Annotated in this window: 16 protein-coding genes and 1 pseudogene; 6 read left to right on the top strand and 11 right to left on the bottom strand. The window is 69.2% G+C overall.

From position 1 onward, the window contains the following. The first annotated feature begins 96 nt into the window (after positions 1-96). Positions 97-798, top strand: a complete 702-nt coding sequence (locus tag I6J77_RS08665) for a ribonuclease H-like domain-containing protein (protein WP_204111308.1) — start codon at positions 97-99, stop codon at positions 796-798. Between the two features lie 19 nt (positions 799-817). On the opposite strand, the gene I6J77_RS08660 is transcribed toward I6J77_RS08665, so the two are convergent. The 4 genes from I6J77_RS08660 to I6J77_RS08645 form a co-directional block, all read right to left on the bottom strand. Beyond that, positions 818-2,242, bottom strand: a complete 1,425-nt coding sequence (locus I6J77_RS08660; protein ID WP_204111307.1) for a hypothetical protein — start codon at positions 2,240-2,242, stop codon at positions 818-820. A 163-nt stretch (positions 2,243-2,405) separates the two neighbouring features. Continuing rightward, a complete protein-coding gene (locus I6J77_RS08655; protein WP_204111306.1) occupies positions 2,406-5,216 on the bottom strand; it encodes a serine/threonine-protein kinase in 2,811 nt (936 codons plus the stop codon). Between the two features lie 114 nt (positions 5,217-5,330). Beyond that, positions 5,331-5,861, bottom strand: coding sequence for an ECF-type sigma factor (locus I6J77_RS08650; protein ID WP_040672800.1), 531 nt, complete (start codon positions 5,859-5,861; stop codon positions 5,331-5,333). A 125-nt stretch (positions 5,862-5,986) separates the two neighbouring features. Next, positions 5,987-7,024, bottom strand: coding sequence for a hypothetical protein (locus I6J77_RS08645; RefSeq protein ID WP_204111305.1), 1,038 nt, complete (start codon positions 7,022-7,024; stop codon positions 5,987-5,989). 333 nt (positions 7,025-7,357) lie between these two features. Here I6J77_RS08645 and I6J77_RS08640 point away from each other — a divergent pair, with 333 nt between their 5' ends. After that, positions 7,358-8,929 carry an SDR family NAD(P)-dependent oxidoreductase gene (locus I6J77_RS08640; RefSeq protein ID WP_204111304.1) on the top strand — a complete coding sequence of 524 codons (1,572 nt, stop codon included), beginning with the start codon at positions 7,358-7,360 and terminating at the stop codon, positions 8,927-8,929. 16 nt (positions 8,930-8,945) lie between these two features. Here the strand turns inward: I6J77_RS08640 and I6J77_RS08635 are convergent, their stop codons facing one another. The 3 genes and pseudogenes from I6J77_RS08635 to I6J77_RS08625 form a co-directional block, all read right to left on the bottom strand. After that, positions 8,946-11,378 (bottom strand): GH92 family glycosyl hydrolase, encoded by a 2,433-nt coding sequence (locus I6J77_RS08635; protein WP_204111303.1) that lies wholly within the window; start codon positions 11,376-11,378, stop codon positions 8,946-8,948. Positions 11,379-11,406: 28 nt separating this feature from the next. After that, on the bottom strand, positions 11,407-12,846 hold the full coding sequence (locus I6J77_RS08630) for a glycoside hydrolase family 125 protein (RefSeq protein WP_204111302.1): 1,440 nt from the start codon (positions 12,844-12,846) through the stop codon (positions 11,407-11,409). Between the two features lie 177 nt (positions 12,847-13,023). Continuing rightward, a pseudogene (locus I6J77_RS08625) lies at positions 13,024-15,585 on the bottom strand (glycoside hydrolase family 2 protein); the annotation flags it as partial. Positions 15,586-15,935: 350 nt separating this feature from the next. Here I6J77_RS08625 and ada point away from each other — a divergent pair. Genes ada through I6J77_RS08605 form a run of 4 tightly spaced genes read left to right on the top strand, consistent with a single transcriptional unit; the run spans position 15,936 to position 19,075 of the window. Further along, complete coding sequence (gene ada, locus I6J77_RS08620) at positions 15,936-17,015, top strand: bifunctional DNA-binding transcriptional regulator/O6-methylguanine-DNA methyltransferase Ada (RefSeq protein ID WP_204111301.1); 1,080 nt, start codon at positions 15,936-15,938, stop codon at positions 17,013-17,015. Then, positions 17,012-17,746: a 2OG-Fe(II) oxygenase gene (locus tag I6J77_RS08615; protein ID WP_204111300.1), complete on the top strand. Its 735-nt coding sequence runs from the start codon at positions 17,012-17,014 to the stop codon at positions 17,744-17,746. Before ada ends, I6J77_RS08615 begins: the two co-directional genes overlap by 4 nt. Further along, on the top strand, positions 17,743-18,396 hold the full coding sequence (gene alkB, locus I6J77_RS08610) for a DNA oxidative demethylase AlkB (protein ID WP_204111299.1): 654 nt from the start codon (positions 17,743-17,745) through the stop codon (positions 18,394-18,396). Before I6J77_RS08615 ends, alkB begins: the two co-directional genes overlap by 4 nt. A 16-nt stretch (positions 18,397-18,412) precedes the next feature. Next, positions 18,413-19,075 carry a DNA-3-methyladenine glycosylase gene (locus tag I6J77_RS08605; RefSeq protein WP_204111298.1) on the top strand — a complete coding sequence of 221 codons (663 nt, stop codon included), beginning with the start codon at positions 18,413-18,415 and terminating at the stop codon, positions 19,073-19,075. On the opposite strand, the gene I6J77_RS08600 is transcribed toward I6J77_RS08605, so the two are convergent. The 4 genes from I6J77_RS08600 to I6J77_RS08585 all read right to left on the bottom strand — a co-directional run bounded on the left by I6J77_RS08600 (position 19,056) and on the right by I6J77_RS08585 (position 23,500). Further along, complete coding sequence (locus I6J77_RS08600; RefSeq protein WP_204111297.1) at positions 19,056-19,481, bottom strand: DUF2231 domain-containing protein; 426 nt, start codon at positions 19,479-19,481, stop codon at positions 19,056-19,058. The two genes, I6J77_RS08605 and I6J77_RS08600, sit on opposite strands and share 20 nt — an antisense overlap. Before the next feature lie 6 nt (positions 19,482-19,487). Continuing rightward, positions 19,488-19,829, bottom strand: coding sequence for a hypothetical protein (locus I6J77_RS08595; protein ID WP_056718584.1), 342 nt, complete (start codon positions 19,827-19,829; stop codon positions 19,488-19,490). 108 nt (positions 19,830-19,937) lie between these two features. Further along, positions 19,938-21,149 (bottom strand): hypothetical protein, encoded by a 1,212-nt coding sequence (locus I6J77_RS08590; protein WP_204111295.1) that lies wholly within the window; start codon positions 21,147-21,149, stop codon positions 19,938-19,940. Continuing rightward, the gene (locus I6J77_RS08585; protein ID WP_204111294.1) at positions 21,146-23,500 is read right to left on the bottom strand and encodes a bifunctional diguanylate cyclase/phosphodiesterase; all 2,355 of its coding nucleotides are present in this window, start codon (positions 23,498-23,500) and stop codon (positions 21,146-21,148) included. The genes I6J77_RS08590 and I6J77_RS08585 overlap by 4 nt, the downstream gene beginning before the upstream one ends. Positions 23,501-23,504 lie beyond the last annotated feature (4 nt).

Below are 23,504 nucleotides of genomic sequence, written 5' to 3'. Positions count from 1 at the left end.
GCGCAACGGCCGCCTCCCTCCCCTGTTGCAGGCCTTGCGACAGCCGATCGCGCCCTCTCGCCCGAGCTGCGCCGTCTGCTCCAGCGTCACGCGCAAATGAAGCGCAATCCCGCCACGATCGCGTCCAGCGACCGCGAGGTGCCCGGCATCGAGATCGCGCCGGGCCTGCGCTACACCGAAGTCCTGGTCGACTGGCTCGATCCGCCGGCGATCGTCGAAACCGGCTTTGCCCGGATGGCGCCGGTCCATCACTACCGCCTGCTGCACTTCGATACCGAAACCACCGGCCTGGCTGGCGGCACCGGCACCCGCGCCTTCATGATCGGCGCCGCCGACTGGCTCGATGGCCGCTTCCGCATCCGCCAGCTCACCCTCACCACGATGGCCGCCGAAACCGCCATGCTGCACACGTTCGCCGAGTGGCTGAGCGGGGACACCGTGCTCGTCAGCTACAACGGCAAGTGCTACGACGCGCCGCTGCTGGCCACCCGCTATCGCCTGGCGCGCCTGCCCAATCCGCTGGCCGGCCTGGCTCATCTGGACCTGCTGCATCCGGTGCGACGGCACTGGAAGCGGCAGTGGCCCAACTGCCGCCTGGCCACGGCCGAACGCCAGTTGCTGGGCGTGGTGCGCGAGGACGACCTGCCCGGCGCCGAGGCGCCGGCGGCCTGGCTCACCTATCTGCGCGGCGGCTCTGCCCGGAACCTGCGACGGGTGGCGGCACACAACGCGCAGGACCTGAAGAGCCTGGCCGGCGTGCTGCTGCACATGGCCCGTTGCCCGGCCACCCCGGGATAGCAGGCCCGGGCAAGGCCGTTCAAAGCGCCGACAGGAACGCCACCAGGTCGCCTTTCTGCTGCCCGCTCATGTGTACATTGAAGCGGGTGTCGTAGAAGTCGACCACGTCCATCAGCGTCGCCGCCGAGCCGTTGTGGAAGTACGGCGCGCGGGCGGCGAGCCCGCGCAGGATCGGTCCCTTGAACTTGCCGATGTCGGCCCACTTGCCGGTACGCAATGCCAGGCCGGGGTCGGTGGTCTGCACGCTCCTGCCCGTGGCGTTGTTGGTCAGCGTGTACAGCGGCATGTCCGGCGTGCGTCGGCTTGCGTCGGCAATGCCGATGTCCACCGGCAGCGCCACCGAGTGGTTGCCGATGTTCGGCGCGTTGTGGCAGCTGCTGCAGCTGCCGTGGATGACGGGCAGGCCGGTCACGTCGTTGAGCCCGGCCACGCCGCTGATCGCGATCGGCAACGTGTTGAAGAGCTGCTCGCCGCGGGCGATGGCGGCCCGCGCACGCTCGCCGCGATCGTGGCTGAACTGCGCGCCGGGGACGTTCCACTCGTCGAACAGGCGCATCGCCTTCTCGTCGAAGGCATCGCCGGTGGGATCGCCGCCCAGGGTGTCGTTGATGCCGATCCAGAAGCGCTGCTGCGCCAGGATGCTGGCGCCACCCATGCCGTCCTCGGCGTTGAGCTTGCCGGCGTCCTGGTCGACCAGCTGGGCGGTGAACAGGTGCAGTTCGAAGTCCACGATCCGGTCGATCACGCTCGCGTCGGGGGCGACCGCGGCCTGTTCGTGACCGAGGATGGCGTCGCGCGCCTGCGAAGCCAGGCTCTCGATGATGTCCTCGTGATTGATGCCGGCATCCATCGGCGGCTTGAATGGCGCGACGGTCTCACGCCCGTCCCACATGACCGCGGTAAGCCAGATCAGGTTGGTCGACGGCAGCGGGCGCCGAAACAGCGACAGGTCGCTCGCGCTGGCGTAACCGTAGGGGTCATCGACGCGGGTCAGGCGAAACTCGGCATTCGCCGGCATCGGCATGCCCACGCGGATCAGGCCCCGCTTGAGCAGCATGGAGTAGGCGATGCGCCGCGCGTAGAGGCTGGACACATCGGCCCGTGGCGACACGGCGCCGTCGACCAGGCGGAAGATCGGATCGTTGCCGTTGGTGCTGGCAAAGCGCTGGCGCAGTTCGTCCGGGGTGATCGACCAGCCCTGGGCCTGTCGATGGCAGGAATCGCAAGAGCGGCCGTTGGGGCCAAAGCTCTGGAAGAACGGATTGGCGGTGTCGATGCTGCCGCTGGGCGTGCTGGTCTGCAGCCAGCCCGAAGGGTTGGCGGTGACCAGCGTGTTGGCAGCCGGTGATGGCTGGTGACGGCGATCCTGCGCCGGTGTGCCGACGACCGTCGCCAGCAGGACCAGCCCCGCTGCGACGGATACGAAAGTGCGCTGATGGAACATGACGGTGTGCCCCCTTGGCTTGTCGTTGATGCAGCCCCTGCCCCGCCCGACCGCGTGGTCGTGGCAAGACGGAGAACACCGAAGGGCGACAAGTTGCGACATGCGCCCACCGCCCGGTCCACGCAGGCCAGCCGGGGCGATCAGTGGGACGTTGAAGCGCCGGTCAGTTCAGCAACAGGCCGCAGGAAGCCAGGGGATGGCGCAGCAGCGTGCTGGCAATGGCCAGCTCGGGATGTGCAGCGAGAGCGCCGGCCTGGATGGTCGCGCTGGCGGCGCGGGCCTGCGCTTCGGCATCGGTGCAGTCGCCACTGCTTGCCGTGGCCACGGCAAGCCACAGCTGCGCCGCGAGTCGACGCGGATGCACCGGTGGCAACTCGCCGGCGGCACGGGGAATCGCCGCCGTCAGCCGGGCCTTTGCCTCGCCGGCCTGGTCGTGCGCCAGCTCGACCTGCGCCAGCAGCGTGTGTACCCACAGCAGTTGTGGGTCGTTGCGGGGCGCCACTGCGGCAAGGTCGCGCTCGACCGTCGCCTGCAGGTCGGCTGGACACGGCGTGGCGGGGGTCTGGGCGCAGGCCAGCAGCAGGCGCGCCTCGGCGATCAGCGGTGGCATCCGGTACTTGCGCGTGCGCAGGCCGACGATGGCTTCCGGCAGCAGCTTGCGCGCCACGGCAGGCTGGCCTTCGAGCAGGGCGATGCCGGCCAGTTCGCTGTCCACGCGGCCGATCCGCATGCGGTTGGCCGGATCGTTGCCGTACAGCTTGCGGGCCGCGTCGAACAGCTTGCGCGCCGCAACGAGATCACCCGCCTCCACCTCGCCGAAGGCCGTGGCCTCCAGCGAGTCGCCATGCAGGGCGGTATCCGCGCCGAAGCCGCTGGCCGACCAGGCCTGCGCCTGCCCGCAACGCGCCTGCGCGCTGGCGTGATCGGCGCGCAGCCCCTCCAGCACGCATGCTTTCTGCGCGGCATACACCTGGGTGAGCTGGGGCGCGTTGCCGTTGCGGGCGTACATCGCCAGGGCCTGCGCGAACAGTGCATGTGCCTGCGTCCAGTGGCCGGCGCGATAGGTGGACGAGGCCAGGCCGGCCAGCGCCAGCGTCGTCTGATTGCTGGACGGGCCGAAATGCGCGAGCTCAAACTGCCACGTTTTCCGCCACATCGGGATCGCCTCGTCGTAGCGCTCCAGGCCTTCCAGCGCGGAGGCGACGTCGTTGTAGCCGATGCCGACCCGCGGATCGTCCGGCCCCCAGCTGGCGATCCGTTCGGCCAGTGCCTCGCGGGCGAGATCCAGCGCGGCTTCGCCATGGCCTTCGCTGTTCTCGACCGCGCCCAGCGGACCGAGCAGGTCGATCAGTGCTTCGCCGCGGATGCCCTGTGCCAGCATGCGCTGGTGGGCAAGCCGCAGGTCGGTGCCGCCGTCGGCATAGTCCTCCATGCGCACTGCGGCGTAGCCCCGGGCGGTCAGCGCGCGGATCGATTCGATGGCGGACGGCGCCAGCGTCCGTTCCGACAAGGCGACGGCCCGGTTCGCCAGCTGGCGCGCCTGCGCGACATCGCCGAGGTCCTCGTACAGGCGCGAGAACATCGCCAGCAGGTCCACGCGGCTGCCGTCATCCATCGATGGCGCGTTGTCGAGTTTTGCGACGCCATGGGCCAGCAGTTCGTCCAGGCTCGGTTGTTCCGATGTGGCGGCACCGTAGCGCACCGGCGCGAACAGGCTCTCGACGAAATCCCGCACCATGTTCGCGCGTGCGGCCTGCTGGCGGGCCACCTGCGCCTGCCACAGGGCAATCGACAGCGAGGTGAGCACGGCCGCCACGAACAACGCGGTGAGCACCACGCCACCGCGATGGCGGGCCACGAACTTGCTGGTGCGATACCAGCGCGACGGCGGATGGGCCAGCACCGGCTGGCGGTCCAGGTGGCGCTCGATGTCCTCGGCCAGCGCGCCGGCCGAGGCGTAACGACGCTCCGCCTCGGTGGCGATGGCCTTCAGCACGATGTTGTCGAGATCGCCGCGCAGCTTGTGCCGCAGCCTCGACACGCTGGCCGGCACGGTGCCGTAAGCCGTGGTGACGGTGTCTTGGCTGAGCCGTGACGACGGGGTGCCTGCATCCACGCTGGCGCGCCGTTGCCCGGTGATCAGTTCGTCCAGCAATACGCCCAGCGCATACACGTCGGTCGCCGCGGTGACCGGCTCCTGGGCGAACTGTTCGGGCGCCGCGTAGGCAGGCGTCAAGGCGCGATGCTGGGTATGGATCTGCTCGGCGGCGTCCTCGTCGAGCAGCATGGCGATGCCAAAGTCGAGCAGCTTGACGTGGCCGTCGGCGGTGACCAGCACGTTGGACGGCTTCAGGTCACGGTGCACGATCAGTGCCCGATGCGCCGTCTCCACCGCACGGCAGACCATCAGGAACAGCACCAGCCGCTGGCGCAGGTCCAGCCGGTGCTGGCTGGCGTAGCGGGTGATCGGCACGCCGTCGACCAGCTCCAGCGCGATATAGGCCAGACCGGCCTCGGTGATGCCGCCCTCGATCAGGCGGGCGATGCCGGGATGGCGCAGGCGCGCCAGCGCCTCGCGCTCGCGGCGGAACTGGCGCTGCGCATCGGCGGTGTAGAGGCCGCGCGCCAGCAGCTTGATCGCCACTTCCTGGCGCACGCCATCGACCTGGCGAAAGGCCCGGAACACCGTCGACGAACCGCCCTCGCCCAGTACCTCGACCAGCTCGAACGGACCGATGCGGCTGCCGGCCGGCAGCGCCTGGGCGACGCTGGTATCGCCGATGGCCCGCGCGGCACAGGCGGCATCGCCGGTCGACAGCAGCTCGCCTTCGGTGGCGTCGGCGGCGAGCAGGCGTTCGATCTCCGCGCGCCGGAGCGGATCGGGGCAGCGCTCGTCCAGCAGACGCGCACGCTCCGCCGCGGGCAGCCCGAGTGCCGCTTCGAACACGTCGCGCATTGTCGTTGCGGGTTCCACGACGAACTCCCCACGGTATGCCTTGCCACGGTTAACCCCGAACATGCCCCGTTTGCGACCTCGCCCCCGGTCGCGCTCCGCCGCCACCCCGACGGCATGCTGCGCCCGACACCCTCAACCCATGCGGGCCTTGATGAATGCGCGGGCAAAGCGCCAGTCGCGGTCGATGGTGCGCCGGGCCACGCCGAGCGTGTCGGCGACCTGTTCCAGACTGAGCCCGGCGAAGTAACGCAGTTCCACCACCTGGGCGGCACGGGCGTCGGACTGTTCCAGCGCGTCCAGCGCGGCGTCCAGCGCCAGCGTCTGCTCAGCGGTGTCGAGCGCCAGTTTCAGATCCTGGTCGTCAAGGGTGACCCGCAGCCACTGCCCGCCCGCGCACAGGCGCAGGCGATCGCGGGCGCGGTTGATCAGCAGGTGGCGCATGGCGCGCGCGGCGTAGGCAAAGAACTGGGCGGGATGGTCGAAATGCAACGCCTCGCGCTGGCCCATGCGCAGGTACAGCTCGTGCACCAGTTCGGTGGTGTCCAGGGTGGCCTGGCGACGATTCGACAACTGTCGGGCGGCCATCGCCTTGAGCCGCGCGTACACCACGACGAACAGCGCGTCGGTGGAACCGTCGCTGGCCAGAGGTCGGGAATCGGACATGACGAGCACCTCCCTGCAGCCGCCATCCTTAGCGCCGCATGGTACGCCTTTGCTGGGAATCCGTACCCCGTTCGGCGCCGACAGCCGCCGGGGCGTCCGCTCGGTCGCCGCCGCGGGGAATCAGCTCAGGCCGACAGCGCGTCAGCCGCCAGCAGGGGCGGCAACCGGCGCGAGCCCGATCGCCGACCGTCGATGAAGGTGTAAAGGCGACCGCCGATCATGGTCACCACGGCACGGCCGGACAGGCGGATGCTGGCGGACGCCGCTGGCGACATCGACAGGCCGAGCTGGTGTTCGGCGCGCATGCGGACGGCCTTGGCGGCAAACCAGGCCTTCGGACCGGCCAGCAAGCTGTCCGACGCCGACTCGGTCTGGCGCGAGTCCGCGATGGTCTGGCGCAGATGGGCCAGGTGGCTGGTGTTGAACGCCTCGCTCAAGGGGGCGCACTGGAAGGGCGAGGCCGCGTATTCGTCCAGCAGATTGCCCAGCACGGCCACCACGCTCAGGGCGATCCGCCGGTTGGCCCGTTCCACGTGCGAGTTGCCTGTGGATGCCTGCCAGATCCCGTCGAGGGCAGCGGCCAGCCTGCGGCACTCCGGCTGGTTCAGCGGACGCTGGCCCAGCGGGATGGCGCGACGGGCAACCAGCCAGGCCTGGTCGCGGGCCGGCAGCGCGTGCGAACGCTGCGCGGTGCGGGCCCTGGCTTCCCGCATGGACAATTCGTCGGTGGCCGCCATCCGCAGGGACAGTGCCTCCTGGGTCAGCGGCAGCGCGCGGACGCTGCCGTCGGCACGATACCAGCGCCGATGTTCCAGCGTGGCGCGATGAAACAGGCCTGCCGGTGGCGGCACCGTGGCCCGCGCCTCGGCGGCGTAATCCAGCGACGGCGCCATCGAGCGCAGCCCGGCGGCGTGGGCAGCCAGTACGCGGTCGAGCAGGATTTCGGCGGTGATCAGGTGGCGATGGTAGGCGGCGTGACGATCATGGTCGGCGCCGGCGGTGAAGTAGACGAAGCGGATGCGCGGCGTGGCTTCGTCGCTGCGGACGGCCCCGTGACAGCCCTGGCCGATGATCCGGCGCCCGATCGGCAGGGCGCGATGCGCGGTCGGCAAGCTGTCGAGCACGCTCTTGATGGTGGGCAATACGGCGGACGGATCGGCCATGGCGGCCTCTTGCACTGGCGCACTTGCAGAAATCGACAAACTCACAAAACAACCCTGCCTGCTTGGGCGACCACGGCTCTCGACTCTGCCAGCGCCCCGTCACCCGGATACCTGCCGTCCAGCCTGGACAACTACGGTTTCACTCTTGCATCGACCGCGCCAACAAAGTGTGCGCTGGATCGCATCGCTGGAAGTCCGTGCGGGGCGGTTCAGGGGGCATCGCGCGCCGCGGCCGGCCGGATTTTCCCGGTTGGCGCGGAAAAACGGGCAAAATAGGCGGTTGCGGCATGCCATCCCGGGTGTCCGCCCCTTCTTGCCGATGACCGACGACGAATGACCGCCTTGAACATGCCCCCCGCCTCCCCGCCCGAAGACGCCGATGCCTGCCTGCTGGAGCGTCTGCGCGCCGCGGCTGAACTGCTGGAGTCGGTGGCGGCGGACCGCGAGCTGCTGGACCGGCTGCCGGCCGACGATCGCCAGCGCCTGCACCAGGCCGTGGCGCAGGTCTATCACCCCGACCCGGTGGCGCGCCGGATCAAGCTGAAGGCGGCTGAAAAGGCCCGCTACGCCAGCAAGGTCGAGGCGGAGGAATCGGTACTCAACCAGACCGGCATCCGCACGCTGCGCCGCCGCCCCGTGTTCACCACGGCCAACCTGTTCCCGCCCCAGGGATTCCAGCCACACGACATCCCGCCGCAAGCCGATGCCGCGCAGCCGCGCGAAGCCATCGAACCCCGGCACTGCTACGTCTGCAAGAAGAAGTATTCCACCCTGCACTTCTTCTACGACCAGATGTGCCCCGACTGCGCCGCGTTCAACTACGCCAAGCGCGACGAACTGGCCGACCTCAGCGGACGCGTGGCCCTGCTCACCGGTGGCCGGGTGAAGATCGGCTACCAGGCCGGCCTGAAACTGCTGCGCGCCGGCGCCGAGTTGATCGTCACCACGCGCTTCCCGCGCGACTCGGCGGCGCGCTACGCGGCTGAACCGGACTTCGCCGAATGGGGTCAACGGCTGCAGGTCTACGGCCTGGACCTGCGCCACACGCCCAGCGTGGAAGCGTTCTGCCAGGAACTGGTGGCCACCCGCCCGCGGCTGGACTTCATCATCAACAACGCCTGCCAGACCGTGCGCCGACCGCCGGACTTCTACGCCCACATGATGGAAGGCGAGACCGCGGCGCTGCACGACATGCCCGAGCATGTGCGCCAGCTGGTCGGCCACTACGAGGGCTTGCGCAGCTCGAACATCCTGCCGCAAGGCGATGCGCCGGCCCGCCACGATTCGTCCGTTCCCGGCCTGACCCGCGCCGCCGAGCTGTCGCAGGTGGCGCTGCTGCCGGAGGAACTGCTGGCGCAGAGTCACCTGTTCCCCGAAGGCCGGCTCGACCAGGACCTGCAGCAGGTCGACCTGCGCCAGCGCAATTCATGGCGCCTGCTGATGGCCGAGGTGCCGTCGGTGGAGTTGCTGGAGGTGCAGCTGGTGAACGCGATCGCCCCGTTCATCATCAACGCGCGATTGAAGCCGCTGATGCTGCGCACGGCCGATCGCGACAAGCACATCGTCAACGTGTCGGCGATGGAAGGCCAGTTCTACCGCAACTTCAAGACCACCCGGCACCCGCACACCAACATGGCCAAGGCCGCGCTCAACATGATGACGCGCACCTCGGCGACGGATTACCACAACGACGGCATTCACATGAACAGCGTGGACACCGGCTGGGTGACCGACGAGGACCCGGCCGAGCTGGCCGCGAGGAAGGTGGCGGAGGAACGCTTCCATCCACCGCTGGACATCGTCGACGGCGCCGCCCGCATCGTCGATCCGATCATCCACGGCATCAACACCGGCGAGCACGTGTGGGGGCAGTTCCTCAAGGATTACCGCCCCACGGACTGGTGAGCCCTCGCCGTCGTCGTCAGGCCTTCCTGCCGGCGGCCTCGCCGAATGACGGCGGCCGGTCCGCCGGCGCCGCGCCGAACTCCGGGTTCGGCGTACTGCCCATCCGGAATTCCAGCGTGCCGCCAGCGGCCAGCTCGGCGTGGCTGATCCAGCTGCGGCTCCATGGCTGGCCGTTCCAGCTGACCGACTGGATGTACGGACTGTCCGGTCCGTTGCCCGGGGCCAGCACCATCAGCCTGCGCCGGTCGGCCAGCTCGATCTCCGCGCGATCGACCAGCGGGCTGCCGAACACGTAGTTGGCGCTGACCGGATCGACCGCGTACAGACCCAGCGCGCCGAGCACGTACCAGGCGCTGGTCTGGCCGCAGTCCTCGTTGCCGGCGAGGCCGTCGGGCTGCGCCTCGTACATGCTTTCCAGCAGCTTGCGCACGCGTGCCTGGGTCTTGTGGTGCGCACCGGTGTACGCGTACAGGTAGGCCACGTGATGGCTGGGTTCATTGCCGTGCGCGTACTGGCCGACCATGCCGGCGATGTCCGGCGGCGCATCGGCCGGCAGCGCCGAACTGGTGTTGAACAGTTCATCCAGCTTGCGTTCGAACGCCTGCTCGCCGCCGAACAGTTTCATGTATTCGTACAGGTCGTGCTGGTTGAGGAAGGTCGCCTGCCACGCGTTCGATTCGGTGAAGTCACGCCATTTCCTCGAGTGGCCCATGCCGCGCGGATCGAACGGTTCCAGCCAGTGGCCATCCTTCGCGCGTGGCCGCACGAAACCCGACTGGCGGTCGAACACGTGCCGGTAGTTGCGCGAGCGTTCGCGCAGCCGGGTGGCTTCGTCATGCGCGCCGGCGGCATCGGCCAGCCGGGCCACGGCCCAGTCGTCGTAGGCGTATTCGAGCGTCTTGCTGACCGCCTCGCCTTCCTTGTCACTGGGGATGTAGCCGAGCTTGCGGTAGTACGGCAGGCCGCGGTAGTCGTCGTCCATCGCTCGCCGGCGAAACAGCGGCCAGGCCGCGGCGTAGTCGATGCCGGTGAAGCCTTTCGCATGCGCCTCGGCCACCACCGCGGCGGAGTGGTAGCCGATCATGCAACCGGTTTCCACGCCCTGCAGCGGCCACACCGGCGGGCCGTCAGGGCTTTCGCCGGCCATCCGCACCAGGCCGTTGACCAGGTCGGGCACGCGATCGGGCTGGTACAGCGTCAGCAGCGGATGCTGCGCCCGGTAGGTGTCCCACAGCGAATAGGTGCTGTAGTTGTTCGCGCCCGGCGGCAGCTGGTGCACAGCCAGGTCCATGCCCCGGTAGCGGCCATCGACATCGCTGAACAGGGTTGGCGCCAGCATGGTGTGGTACAGCGAGGTGTAGAAGATGCTGCGCGTGTCTTCGGACACCGTGTCGATGCGGATGCGGCCCAGCTCGCGCTCCCACGTTGCAGCCGCTGTCCTGCGGACCTGTTCGAAGTCCCAGCCGGGCACTTCCGCGTCGAGGTTGCGCAGCGCGCCGGCCACGTCGACGCCGGAGATGCCGACCTTGACCAGCAGCGGCGCGCTGGCGATGTTGTCGAAGTGCAGCGCCGCCTTCAGGTGTCGACCCTGCGTTTCGCCGGCGCCGGCCGGCAGGGCGGCATCTTCGTTGTACAACGTGGCCTGCGTGATCGGGCGCGACAGCTTCATCGCGAAATAGATGTGCCGGCCGCCGGCCCACTGATGCACGCGGCGCTCGCCGACCAGGGTGTCGTTGCCGACCAGCTTCAGCCGCGCATCGCTGACCTTGCTCGGTACCGCGGCATCGTCGTGGTAGCCGTGCGCGAGATCGACCAGCAGGTGGCCGCTGCCGTCGCCGTGGAAGGTGTAGCGATGCAGTCCGGTGCGCAGGGTCGCCGTGAGCTCGGCGAGGACGTCGTGGTTCTTCAGGTGCACCCGGTAGTAGCCCGGCTGCGCCTGTTCCTGATCGTACGTCGAGCGGTAGCCCGGGCCGGGCTGCGCCATCGCATCGGGCGAAATACGCTCGCCGACATCGGCGCCGTCGTGGCGCGAACGGTAGTTCAGGTCCGGCAATCCACGCCCGCCCGGTTGCAGCAGCACCGGTCCCTGTGCCGGCATCACCAGCACGTCGAGCATGTCGCTGGCGCCGGTGCCGCTCAGGTGCGTGTGCGAGAAACCCATGATCGAACCGTCGCCCTGGTGGTAGCCCGAGCAGGCATCCCAGCCGGCGTCGTTGGTGTCCGGGCTCAACTGCACCATGCCGAACGGCAAGGTGGCGCCGGGATAGACGTGGCCGTGGCCGCCGGTGCCGATGAAGACATTCACGTGGCGGGCGAAACCGTCGGGCTCGGGCGCGGGCGACATCGCCTGGCCGTTGCGCGGTGCCGCGAACGCCGCCAGCGGTTCGAGCCGGCTGCCGAGCAGGCCCAGGGCGGCTGCGCCCTGCAGGAAACGTCTGCGTGTCACCATGATGCGTTCTCCGTTGCGTGTTCGGGGTTCATGCGTGCCGCAGCAATTCGGGTCGCTGCGCCGCCACTTGCACGATCAGTTCGCCGAACAGGGTGTTGGCCCAGGCGAACCACGCGCGGGTGAAATGTGCCGGATCATCCTGATCGAAGGCCTCGTGCATGAAGCCGGTGCCGGCGTGGGTGGTTTTCAGCCAGCGCAGGCACTGGCGGATCTCGCCGTCGTCGTCGCTGCTCAGGCCCCGCATGATGATCGACATCGGCCAGATCATGCGCAAGCCCTGGTGCGGACCGCCGATGCCCTGCGCCGCGCGGCCCTGGAAAAAATACGGATTGCGCGGGCTCCAGGCCAGTGCGCGACTGCGCCGGTAGCGCGCGTCGTCGCCGGGGCAGCAGCCGAGGTAGGCCAGGCTCGACAGCCCCGGTGCATTGGCATCGTCCATGAACAGCTGGTTGCCGTAGCCGTCGACTTCGTACGCCCAGATCTCGTTGCCTTGCCCATCGCGCATCACGCCGAACTTCTGCAGCGCCTGTTCCACCTCATCGGCCAGCGCGGTGCATTCGCCGGCAAAGGCGCGGTCGTCGTGCAGCGCGATGGACAGCTGCGCCAGTTGGCGCAGCGAACTCACCGCGAACAGGTTGCCGGGGATGAACAGCGGATACACGCAGGCGTCGTCCGATGGCCGGAACATCGCATGGATCAGCCCGACCGCACGGGTCGGCTGGCCGTAGCCGCCGAGGAACTGGGTATCGGTCGGGTTGGCCGATGGCCGCTGGAAATGGTACGGACCGGGGCCGTGCCTGCGCTGCTGTTGGCGGAACGTCGCCAGCACGGCATGCATCGCGGTGCGCCAGTCGTCGTCGAACGGCTGGCGATCGCCGGTAGCCTGCCAGTACGCATGCGCCAGGCGGATCGGATAGCACAGCGAATCGATCTCCCATTTGCGCTCGGCCACGCCCGGGCGCATGTCGGTAAGGTCCTGCTGCGCCCACGACAGTGGCGCATTCGCCCGCGGATCGGGCAGGAACGCGTTGGCGTACGGGTCGATCGAGATGCACCGCGCGTGGCGGTGGATCAGGCCGCGGAACAGCCGGCGCAGCGCTTCGTCGTGCGCAGCCAGCGACACGTACGGCCACACCTGCGCCGAGGAATCGCGCAGCCACATCGCATCGATGTCGCCGGTGACGATGAAGGTATCGGGCTTGCCACCCAGGCTGCCCAGCTGCACCGTGGTATCCAGCGTGTTCGGGTAGCAGTTCTCGAACAGCCAGGCGAGTTCGGGATCGCCGATCTTCGCCCGGGTGCGGGCGATCAGCGCTTCGACGGCTGCGCTGGTGAACTTGCGCTTGCCCGGGGGCGGGCGATGGCTGGGAAAGCGCGATGCGGCGTGTACCAGCGGGATGCCGCCGAGCATGGCGCCACCGGCAGCGCCGGCCATCAACTTCAACAGGGAACGGCGAGATGTATTCATGATTCGATGAAGGCCCTCGAATGACCCGCTTGCCCGTCATTCCCGCGAAGGTGGAAATCCAGGTTGCGGTTTCGCAAGCCTTACACGAATCCCGGCTTGCGCGGGATTAACGCATTTCCCCGGAGAAACGCCGCAGCCTCCGTCGCGGGCCACGCCTTGACCCACGGTGGCCTCGACCAGTGAGCGCACCTGCAACGCCGCTTGCAACGAGGCGAGACCGTCCGGGCTGCTGACCTGCAGCTCGATGCTTTCGCCGGGCAGCAGGTCGAGGGCGTTGTCCGATACCCGGGCATCCAGGTCGCCGAAGTCGATCCATACGGCGCGCGCCAGATGTTTCGCGTGCAGCTTCAATACCACGCCATGGCCGCTGTCGCGGAGCTCCGCCTGCAACTCCGGGGGCGGCAATTGCAGGGTCGACGCGCGATCGAAATACAGCAGATGTCGCGACACCGCCCTGCCCTGCACGATCAGCTCGAACACGGCGAAGCTGCGATGCGGATCGGCACCTTGCAGCAGCGCCGCATCGGCCAACTCGGCGAGGCGGGTACTGGCCAGCGCAGGCACATGCACCTGGTCGAGGCGCTCGTGCAGCAGCTGCCCATCCATGTCCATCACGCGCAGGCGCAGCCGGGCGTCCAGCGGCGCGGTGCGGTCGGACACCAGGAACACCTCGGTACGTCCGCCGCGACGGATCGGCACCACCCGCAACGGCGCGTAGAAACGGCGGGCGTGGAACTGCAGCGCCTTCCAGCGTCCGAAATAGTCGACGCTGGACCACGAGGCGCCGGGCCACACGTCGTTGAGCTGCCAGTACAGCGAACCCATGCTTTGCGGCCGCGCGCTGCGCAGATGGTCGGCGGCCAGCTCGATGCCCTCGGCCTGCATCACCTGGCTGAGGTAGACGAAGGACGCGAAATCCTTCGGCTCGCCGTAATACTTGCGGATGTAGAACAGCAGGCGCCGGTTGCCGTTGCCGCCGTCGAATTTCTGGTGCGCGCGCATCACCGGCGACTCCGGCGACAGGTCGGACGGGGCGGCGAAGCTGCGCAGGGTGGCCAGCGCAGGGAACGATTGCAGGCCGTATTCGGACTGGAATCGCGGCGTGGTCTTCAGGTAGTCCTCGATCGGGGCGGAGCCCGCCCAGACATCCCACACGTGCATGTCGCCGTCGTCCGGCACGTTGGCCGGCCCGTCGAAATCCGTGCTCGGCGAGCTGGCCCAGTACGGCACGTCCGGCGCATGGCGCTGCACCACGTCGCGCAGGGTTTCACCGAACAGGGTGCGCATGCCTTGCTCGACGCGCGCCCGCTCGGCCGGTCCGATGGCCTCGGCGAACTTCTTGCGGTCGGGCCAGGACTCCCAACCGGTCTGCACCTCGTTGTTGCCGCACCACAGCACGATGCTCGGGTGATCGCGCAGGCGGATGACCTGTTCGGTGGCCTCGATCCTCGTGTTCTCGCGGAACGCCGCGTCGTACGGCGGGATCGCGCCGCCGAACATGAAGTCCTGCCAGATCATCAGGCCGAGCCGGTCCGCCAGCGCGTAGAACGCATCGCTCTGGTAATAGCCACCGCCCCACACGCGCAGCATGTTCATGTTGGCGTCGCGGGCGGACTGCAGGGTCTGTTGCAGGCGCGCCCCGGTGACGCGTTCGGGGAAGCTGTCCAGCGGGATCAGGTTGGCGCCCTTGGCGAAGATCGGCACGCCATTGATCACGAAGGCGAAGCTGCGACCCCAGCGATCGCGCTGCCGCCGCAGCTCCACGCTGCGCAGCCCGGTATCGCGCTCGGCGCTGGCGATGACCTTGCCGGCCACCACCACTTCGGCATGGAAGCGATACAGGTTCGGCTCGCCGTAGCCGACCGGCCACCAGCGCTGCGGATGTTCGATGCGCAACGGCAGCTCGACATGGTTGTCGCCGACAGTCAGCGAGGTCTCCAGGGTCGTGCTGCGCTGGCTGCCGTCCGGCGCCGTCCACGTCACCCGCAGCCCGGCCTTGCCGGCATGGTCGGCACGAAGATCGAACTGCGCCAGCAATTGCGCGACCTGCGCATCGACGTGCTGCTGGGCGATATGGAAATCCGCCAGCCGCGGTTCGTCCCAGCTTTCCAGGTGCACCGGCTGCCAGATGCCCTCGGTGACGTAGCGTGGACCCCAGTCCCAGCCGTACTGGTAGTTCGCCTTGCGCACGTAGTTGGATGTCTGCCGGCCTTTCGGCTCGTCGCCGAACGCGGAATCGAATTCGCCCGGCAAGGCGTGGGGCTGTTTCAGCAGCCAGGGCTGCATCCGGGCGATCGGCGAATGCAACGTGACCTGCAGCGTATTGCTGCCCGCGTGCAGCACGTCCTTCACCGGCACGCGCCAGCGCCGGAACATGTTGTCCGCGGCCAGCAGCGGCTGGCCGTTGAGCGAGACGTCGGCGAACGTGTCCAGGCCGTCGAAGACCAGATCGACGTGGCCATGCCGCAAGGTCGCCGCATCGATCGCCAGTGGCAACCGGTACTGCCAGTCGGCCAGGCCGATCCACTGCAACGCCGCCTCGTTGTCGCGCTGGAACGGATCGGCGATCACGCCCGCCGCCAGCAGGTCGGTCTGCACGCTGCCCGGCACACGAGCAGCGCGCCAGCCCGCCGCTTCCGGGTGGGTCTGCGTGGCGGGCGAATGCGGATCGAGGCGGAAGCGCCAGCCGCTGGCGAGCGTCTGCGTTGCCGCGGCCGCGCCGCCGGCCCATAGCGACACGATCAGAACGGCTACACACGCGCATCGTCTCGGGAACGCCGTGGTTGGCGGGACATCCCTGCCCGGTCGCGTCCTCTGTTTCGTCATGCGCAGGCCTCTGGCGATGAACAGTGGCGCCGCTGGCGATCTGCCACGGCGGCGCCCGGTGAAGGTATACGCGATCGCGCTGCCGGTAAATCGCGACTTCCCGCACACGCGCAGCCATCGGCACTTGATATCTCCCATGCAGGCGCCAGTGTCTTGCATGCCCATCACGATGAACGGCACGAATTCGACCGCAAGACCCGGAGTGCCGCCACGGCCACCGCCCCGTAGATTGGCTGCACGAGATAATCTTCGGGAGCACACCCATGAAAACCGCCGACAAAATCGCCGAACAGGCCGCCGCCACCCTGAGCGACCCCCGCTGGGCCGCGCTGCAGGCGCGCGATGCGGGCGCCGACGGCAGCTTCTTCTATTCGGTCAGGACCACCGGCGTGTACTGCCGTCCTTCCTGCGCAGCCCGCCCGGCCCGGCCCGAGAACGTGGCGTTCCACGATTCGGCCGCGGCGGCGGAGCGTGCCGGCTTTCGCCCGTGCAAGCGCTGCAAGCCGGACCAGTTGTCGCTGCAGGAGCAGCACGCAGCCATGGTCACCGCGGCCTGCCGCCTGATCGAGAACGCGGAGACCGCGCCCACGCTGGAGCAACTGGCGAAACCGACCGGCCTGAGCCCGTTCCATTTCCACCGCATCTTCAAGGCCATCGCCGGGGTGACCCCGAAGCAATATGCCGCGGCACACCGCGCCAGCAGGGTGCGCAGCGAACTCGGTCGCGGCAGCAGCGTGACCGAGGCGATCTTCGACGCCGGCTACAACGCCAGCAGCCGTTTCTACGAAAGCTCGAACCAGCTGCTCGGCATGACGCCGTCCAGCTACCGCGCCGGCGGCGTCGACCACGACATCCGCTTCGCGATCGGCGAGTGTTCGCTGGGCGCCATCCTGGTCGCGCAGAGCCAGCGCGGGGTCTGCGCGATCCTGTTCGGCGACGACCCGGACACCCTGGCCCGCGACCTGCAGGACCGCTTCCCCAGGGCGAACCTGATCGGTGGCGATCGCGCCTTCGAGCAGCTGGTGGCGACGGTGGTCGGTTTCGTCGAGGCGCCGGCGCTCGGCCTCGACCTGCCACTGGACGTGCGCGGCACCGCGTTCCAGCAGCGGGTCTGGCGGGCGCTGCGCGACATTCCGGCCGGCGCGACCGTCAGTTACAGCGAGATCGCCCAGCGCATCGGTTCGCCCAAGGCGGTGCGGGCGGTGGCCGGCGCCTGCGCGGCGAACATGCTGGCGGTGGCGATCCCCTGCCATCGCGTGGTGCGCAACGACGGCGGCCTGTCCGGCTATCGCTGGGGCGTGGAACGCAAGCGCGCCCTGCTCGCCCGCGAGGCCAAGGCATGAACGCGATGCCCGACGCGATGACGAATGACGCCGCTGCGCGACTGCAGGTTTTCGACTGGGCCGACGTCGCGGACGACCTCGACGCGCAGGGCTTTGCGATGCTCGAAGCCCTGCTGTCGCCGCGGGAGTGCCGTGACCTCGCCGATCTCTACGCCGACGAGGCGATCTTCCGCAGCTGTGTCGTGATGGGGCGGCACGGTTTCGGGCGCGGCGAGTACCAGTATTTTGCCTACCCGCTGCCGGACACCGTGGCCAGCCTGCGCGGCGCGATCTATCCGCGACTGGCGCCGGTCGCCAATCGCTGGAATGCGGCGATGGGAATCGACGTGCGCTATCCCGACTCCCACGCGGCGTTTCTCGCGCGCTGCCACGGCGCCGGCCAGCGGCGGCCCACGCCGCTGCTGTTGCAGTACGGCGCCGGTGACTACAACTGCCTGCACCAGGATCTCTACGGCGAGCACGTGTTCCCGTTGCAGGTGGCGATCCTGCTGTCCGAGCCGGGACGGGATTTCAGCGGCGGCGAATTCGTGCTGACCGAGCAGCGCCCGCGCATGCAGTCGCGCGCCGACGTGGTGCCGCTGCGCCAGGGCGACGCGGTGGTGTTCGCCGTGCACCAGCGCCCGGTACAGGGCACGCGGGGCAGCTACCGGGTGAACCTGCGTCACGGGGTCAGCCGCCTGCGCAGCGGCCATCGCCACACGCTGGGCATCATCTTCCACGACGCCACATGATCACCACCGACCTGTTCGCCGGCATTCAGGCGCCGCGGCGCGACGAGTCCTTGTGCGCAGGCGCGGTGGTGTTGCGCGGCTTTGCGCTGGGCGACGAGGCGCCGCTGCTGCAGGCGATCGATGCGGTCGTGGCGCAGGCGCCGTTCCGCCACCTGATCACCCCCGGCGGCTTGCGCATGTCGGTGGCGATGACCAATGCCGGATCGCTGGGCTGGGTCAGCGACCGGCGCGGCTATCGCTACGATCCGGTCGATCCGGACAGCGGCAAGTGCTGGCCGCCGCTGCCCGACGTGTTCCGCCAGCTCGCCGCCAGCGCGGCCGCCCAGGCCGGCTTTGCCGGTTTCGCGCCGGATGCCTGCCTGATCAACCGCTACGAGCCGGGCACCCGGCTGAGCCTGCACCAGGATCGCGACGAGCGCGACTTCGGCCAGCCGATCGTTTCCGTGTCGCTGGGCATTCCCGCCGTGTTCCTGTTCGGTGGCGAACAACGCAGCGATCCCGCGATGCGGGTGCCGCTGGCTCATGGCGACGTGGTCGTGTGGGGCGGCCCGGCGCGGTTGCGCCATCACGGCGTGCTGCCACTGAAGCCGAACCATCACGAAGCGCTGGGCGAATGCCGCATCAACCTCACGTTTCGCCGCGCCGGCTAGCCAGGGAGTTCGCCCGATGAAAGGCCGCAAGCCGGCATCCGTCGATGCATCGAAACATCTCGCATCAATCGACGCCGACTGGGCGCAGCTGGTGGCGCAACTCGGTCCTTGCGGACACGAGCCGAAACCCGCCCGCGAGCCGTACGAGGCGCTGGTGCGCGCGGTCGCCTACCAGCAACTGCACGTCAAGGCCGGTGATGCGATCGTCGCCCGTCTGCTCGCCCTGCATCCACGGTCGGCGTTTCCGTCGCCGCGGCAACTGCTCGACGCCAGCTTCGACGCGATGCGCGCCTGTGGTTTCTCGGCGCGCAAGATCGAGACGATCCGGGGCATCGTCGCAGCCACGCTGGAAGGCTTGGTGCCCGACCTCGCCACCGCGCAGTCGCTCGCCGACGACGAGCTCATCGCCCGCCTGAGCGCGCTGAAGGGTATCGGTCGGTGGACGGTGGAGATGTTCCTGATCTACAGCCTGGCCCGGCCCGATATCCTGCCGGCTGACGATTTCGGCGTGCGCGAAGGCTACCGGCTGCTGAAGTCGCTCGACGCGGCGCCGACGCCGAAGGCGATGGCGCTGATCGGCCAGGCGTGGAGCCCGCATCGCACGGCTGCGGCGTGGTATCTGTGGCGCGTCCCCCGACCGGTGAAGGCAAAGCGGGCCACTACGCCGACGGTGGAGTGACGCCGAGCCGGTGTCCATACACCAGCTTGCCGCCGAGCCAGCCGGCAACGCCCAGCGCGACGAAACCCAGCACGCTCAGCGCGATCGCCGGCACGCCCGGTTCGGTCAGCCGGGCGCCCTGCAGGCGCAGGAACAGGCTGGCCGCATAGCAGGACAGTGCGCTCATCACCGCGATCATGTGCCGGTGGAGGTCGCGGATCGCCGGGTGGTCCGCGGCGACTTTCGCCAGCTCCAGGAAACCGGCCAGCATGGCGGGTATCGCGAAGCCGATCCCCGCCACCAGCAACACGCCGGCAAGATGCCACGCCGGCTCACCCCAGACCAGGCTGGCCAGATCCGCCGCCGTGGCCAGCGACCAGCAGGCGATCGGGAAATGGACCAGTGCGGGGTGCAGCGGATGGCGCATGGCCGCTCAGCCCAGCAGCAGGCTGAGCAGGGTCAGGAAGCCGACCACCGCGACGCCGGCATGCACGAGCACCACGGCTTTGGGCGCCACCTGTTTGCGCATGTGGAACGAAGCGAGGAAGAAGCCGCCCAGCGCCGCCAGCACCAGCAAGGCCAGCGCCGCAGTGAGCCGTCCCGGCGCCGCGCCCTGCAGCACGACCAGGATCAGCAGCACCAGGCCGCTGGCGCCCAGCAAGGCGTGCAATGCCGAGATTGCCCACGGCGCCAGCTTGCCGCGCAGCACGCTGGAAGCCAGCACCAGGCCGCCGATGGCGGCCACCGCAAAAATCAGGACTGCATAGAGCAACATGTCGTTCTCCCCTCGTGGCATGGCATGGATGAAGTGGATCGTCAGGGATCGGATGCAATCGTGCGCAGGAGGTTCCCGCATGCCGGGCGAACATCTCGCGGAAACTGTTCAATAGATCAGCCGCACGCCCAGCTGCACCTGGGTGACCGCTGACCCCGGCGCCAGCCCCGCGTCGACGCGCTGCGTGCGCACGCTGTCGATGCGCAGCACCTCGGCGCTCAATCGCAGCCAGTCGCGCGGGCGCCAGTTGAGCGCCGCGGTGACGGCGTTGCCGTGCTCGCCCTGGCCGGTGCCCACGGCGGCGGCGAGTTCGCGGGTGCTGAAGTGCTCGATGCGCAATGCCGGGCGCCACGCCCCTCGGTTCCATCCCGCCAGCAGGAAGGCCGAGCGGAAGCGCGTTTCGAACTGCAATCCGTCCACCGGCTCGATCACGGTGGCGCCGTCCATCGCCTGGGCGATCCAGCGGATCGGGCCGGTGTCGGCCGAGGCGCCCAGGCTCCAGAACCAGGTGTGCCAGGCGAATACGCCGCTGTCGCTGTGCGCGGCCGGATCGGCGCGGTTGTCGTAACGCATCAGGCTCAGCCTGTCGCCGGCAGACGTGCGCCAGTCCAGGTTCGCGTACCAGCCGCTGCGATGGCCGATGTTCTGGAACGGATCGTAGCGTCCCGGCGGCTGGCCGCCGTTTCGGCGCACCACCGCGTCGGGCTCGTGCGGGCGGCTGCCCAGCCCGTAGGTGAGGTCGCTGAGCGACCAGCCACGCACGGCCAGCAGGTTGCCGGCCGGATCGTTGCGCTGGAACAGCGCGCTGCGCAGTTCCCAGCTGGCGTCGTCGCCACGCCATTCGAGCCGGCCCTCCGCGCCCGTCGCGCGCAGTTCCTCACCGACCCAGCTGTTGATCGCCGAGGGCGTGAGCGTCCACGAGCTGGTCCAGCCGATCGCATTGTTCTCCAGCGAGATCGGCGGCAGGAAAGCGCCGGCCTGCACTGACCAGCGCCAGCGCGACAGCGACACCGGGCGGTAGCGCAGGTAGGCTTCGATCGTGTCCAGCGTGGCGTAGTCGGTGTCCTGCCACTGGACGGAGGCCAGCGCCATCAGCGCGGGCGTGAACTGGGCGGTGCCGACCACGCCCGCACCGCCGAAGCGGGCATCGACGCCGCCACCGCCGAAACGCGTCTTGCCCAGGCCGCCGCGGATCCAGCTGGTTTCGCCGGGCGCGGCGACCAGGCGCCCGTCCAGCCATGCATGCAACTTGAACTCCTGGGCGAGACCTGCCGGCACGTACAGGACCAGCAGGCAGCACAGGCAGGCCCGGCGCATCATCGGCGCGGCCCCGCGGCGGCCAGCCCGGCCTGCCCGCCGACGAAGGTCGCGAAAGCCTCGGCCGGCATCGGCCGGGCGATGAAGAAGCCCTGCGCATGATCGCAGCCGACCGCGGCCAGGTAATCCAGCGCGCCCTGGTCCTCCACGCCTTCGGCGGTGACGCGATAGCCCAGCTGATGACTCAGCTCGACGATGGAACGCACGATGATCCGGTCGTTCGCATCGGTGGCCAGGTGCCGGACGAACATCTGGTCGATCTTCAGTTCGCTGACCGGCAGGTGGCGCAGGTAGGCGAAGGTCGCCTGGCCCACGCCGAAATCGTCGATCGCGATGCCGATGCCCTGCTCGGCGAGCCCACGCAGGATGCGGATCGCCGTGTCCGGTTCGCCGATCACGGCCCGCTCGGTCACTTCCACGGTCAGGCAGGATGCCGGCACCCGATGGATCGACAGCAGCGCGGCGATCCACGCCGGCAACTCGGCATCCTCCAGGTCGCGGGTCGACAGATTCACCGCGATGTGCAGCGCCAGGCCACGTTCGATCCAGCGCTGAACCTGCGCCAGCGCGCTGGCCAGCACCCAGCGGCTGACACGATGGATGTTGCCGGTGTCCTCGGCCATGCCGATGAACGTGTCCGGCGCCACCCAGCCGCGTCGCGGATGGCTCCAGCGCAGCAGCGCCTCGGCACCGTCGGTGCGCTGGCTGGCGAGGTCGAACTTGGGTTGGTAGTGCAGCAGCAGGCCGTCGCGATCGAGCGCCTCGCGCAGGTCGCCCATCAGCGACAGCCGTTCGGGCCGATGCGGGTCGGTGGTCGCATCATAGAAACTCAGCGCGCTGGCCGACCCGGCGGCGGCGAACTGGGCGACCTCGGCATGGCGCAACAGCATGTCGGCTTGCCGGCCATCGGCCGGCGCCATCGCGATGCCCACGGACGGCAGCCGGTCGATGCTGACGTCGGTTTCCTGGTACGGCTCGTTGAGCGCGTCGAGCACGCGCAGCCCGGCCGCGATCGCGGCGTCCTGCCCGGCCCGCGGCAGCCACAGCATGAACTGCGTGTCGCTGGTGCGGGCGAGGAAGGCATCCATCGCGACCCGGCGGATGCGTTCGCTGGCGTCGCGCATCAGCCGGTCGCACAGGGCGTGTCCCATCGTCTTGATGATTTCGGGCGCCCGCGTCAGGCCGACCATCAGCAGGGCGCCCTCGCCCGCATGGCTTGCCAGGCTTTCGTCGATGCTGGCTTCGGCGGCCAGCCGGTTGGGCAGGTCGGTGACGCTGTCGTGCATGGCCTGGTGGCGGATACGCAGCTCGCGCTGGCGCACCGCTTCGGTCATGGCGTCGAAGGCGCCGGCCAACTGGCCGATTTCGTCATGTCGCCGGGTGCTGGCGGGGGTGCGGTAATCACCCGCCCCGATGCGTCGCACCGCGGCGGCCAGCGCCTCGACCGGGCGCGACACGCTGCGCGCGGTGACCCATGCGCCGAGCAGGCCCACGCCCAGGCCCAACGCCAGCAGGGTCGCCCACGCGATCGCGATCGAGCGGAACGGACTCAGCGCGTCGTCCAGCGAATAGCCCAGCACCGCCACCACCGGCGCGCCCTGCTTCGGCTGCTTCAGGCGCTGCGCCAGCACCATGTATTCCTTGCCGCCGACCTCGGTCAGCAGCGGTTTCCACGGCAGCCCGCGATGTGCGCTGGCGAGGCTGTCGACCAGCCCGGTGTGGCGATCGCCCCGTGCCACCACGTCCCAGCGATCCGGGGCGGTCTGCGTGGCCAGCTCGATGTCGCGGGGCAAGGCGGAAAGCCGCTGCATGTGCGCCAGCAGCACGTCATCCAGCGGCACGTTGACCACCACCAGGCCCACCGGCTGCGGCGCGTAGATCGGCACCACCACCATCCACGACGCCTTGCCGTCCAGCGCGACCACCGCGGCGGTGCGCCGGTCATAGGCGTCATCGATCAGGTCGGGAAACGGAAAGCGCTGCGGCGTACTCGTGGTGGCGGCGGTATCGGCCTCGACCGTTCCGTCCAGGCCGATCAGCAGCATGCGCGAGGCGCCCACCCGCCGGCCGTGGTTGCGCAGCACCGACAACACGGTGCCACGATCGCGTTCGGCGATGGCCGAGCGCAGCGCGTAATCGAGCGACAGCACTTCGACATTGCCGCCGATCCGCGCCGAGATGTCGTCCATCTGCGCCACGAATGCCTGCGCGTTGGCGGTCAGCTGGCGCTCGCCTTCGGTCACCAGGGCGCGCCGGGTCACCTCGTAGACGAGGCCGGCGGTCAGCAGTTGCACCGTCACCAGGGTGGCGACGAAGAACAGCGCGAGGCGAAGGCGGAAACCCATGGTGCGCATGGTC

The sequence above is a fragment of the Rhodanobacter sp. FDAARGOS 1247 genome (assembly GCF_016889805.1).
Classification (GTDB): Bacteria; Pseudomonadota; Gammaproteobacteria; order Xanthomonadales; family Rhodanobacteraceae; genus Rhodanobacter.
This window is presented reverse-complemented; position numbering and strand designations above follow the sequence as displayed.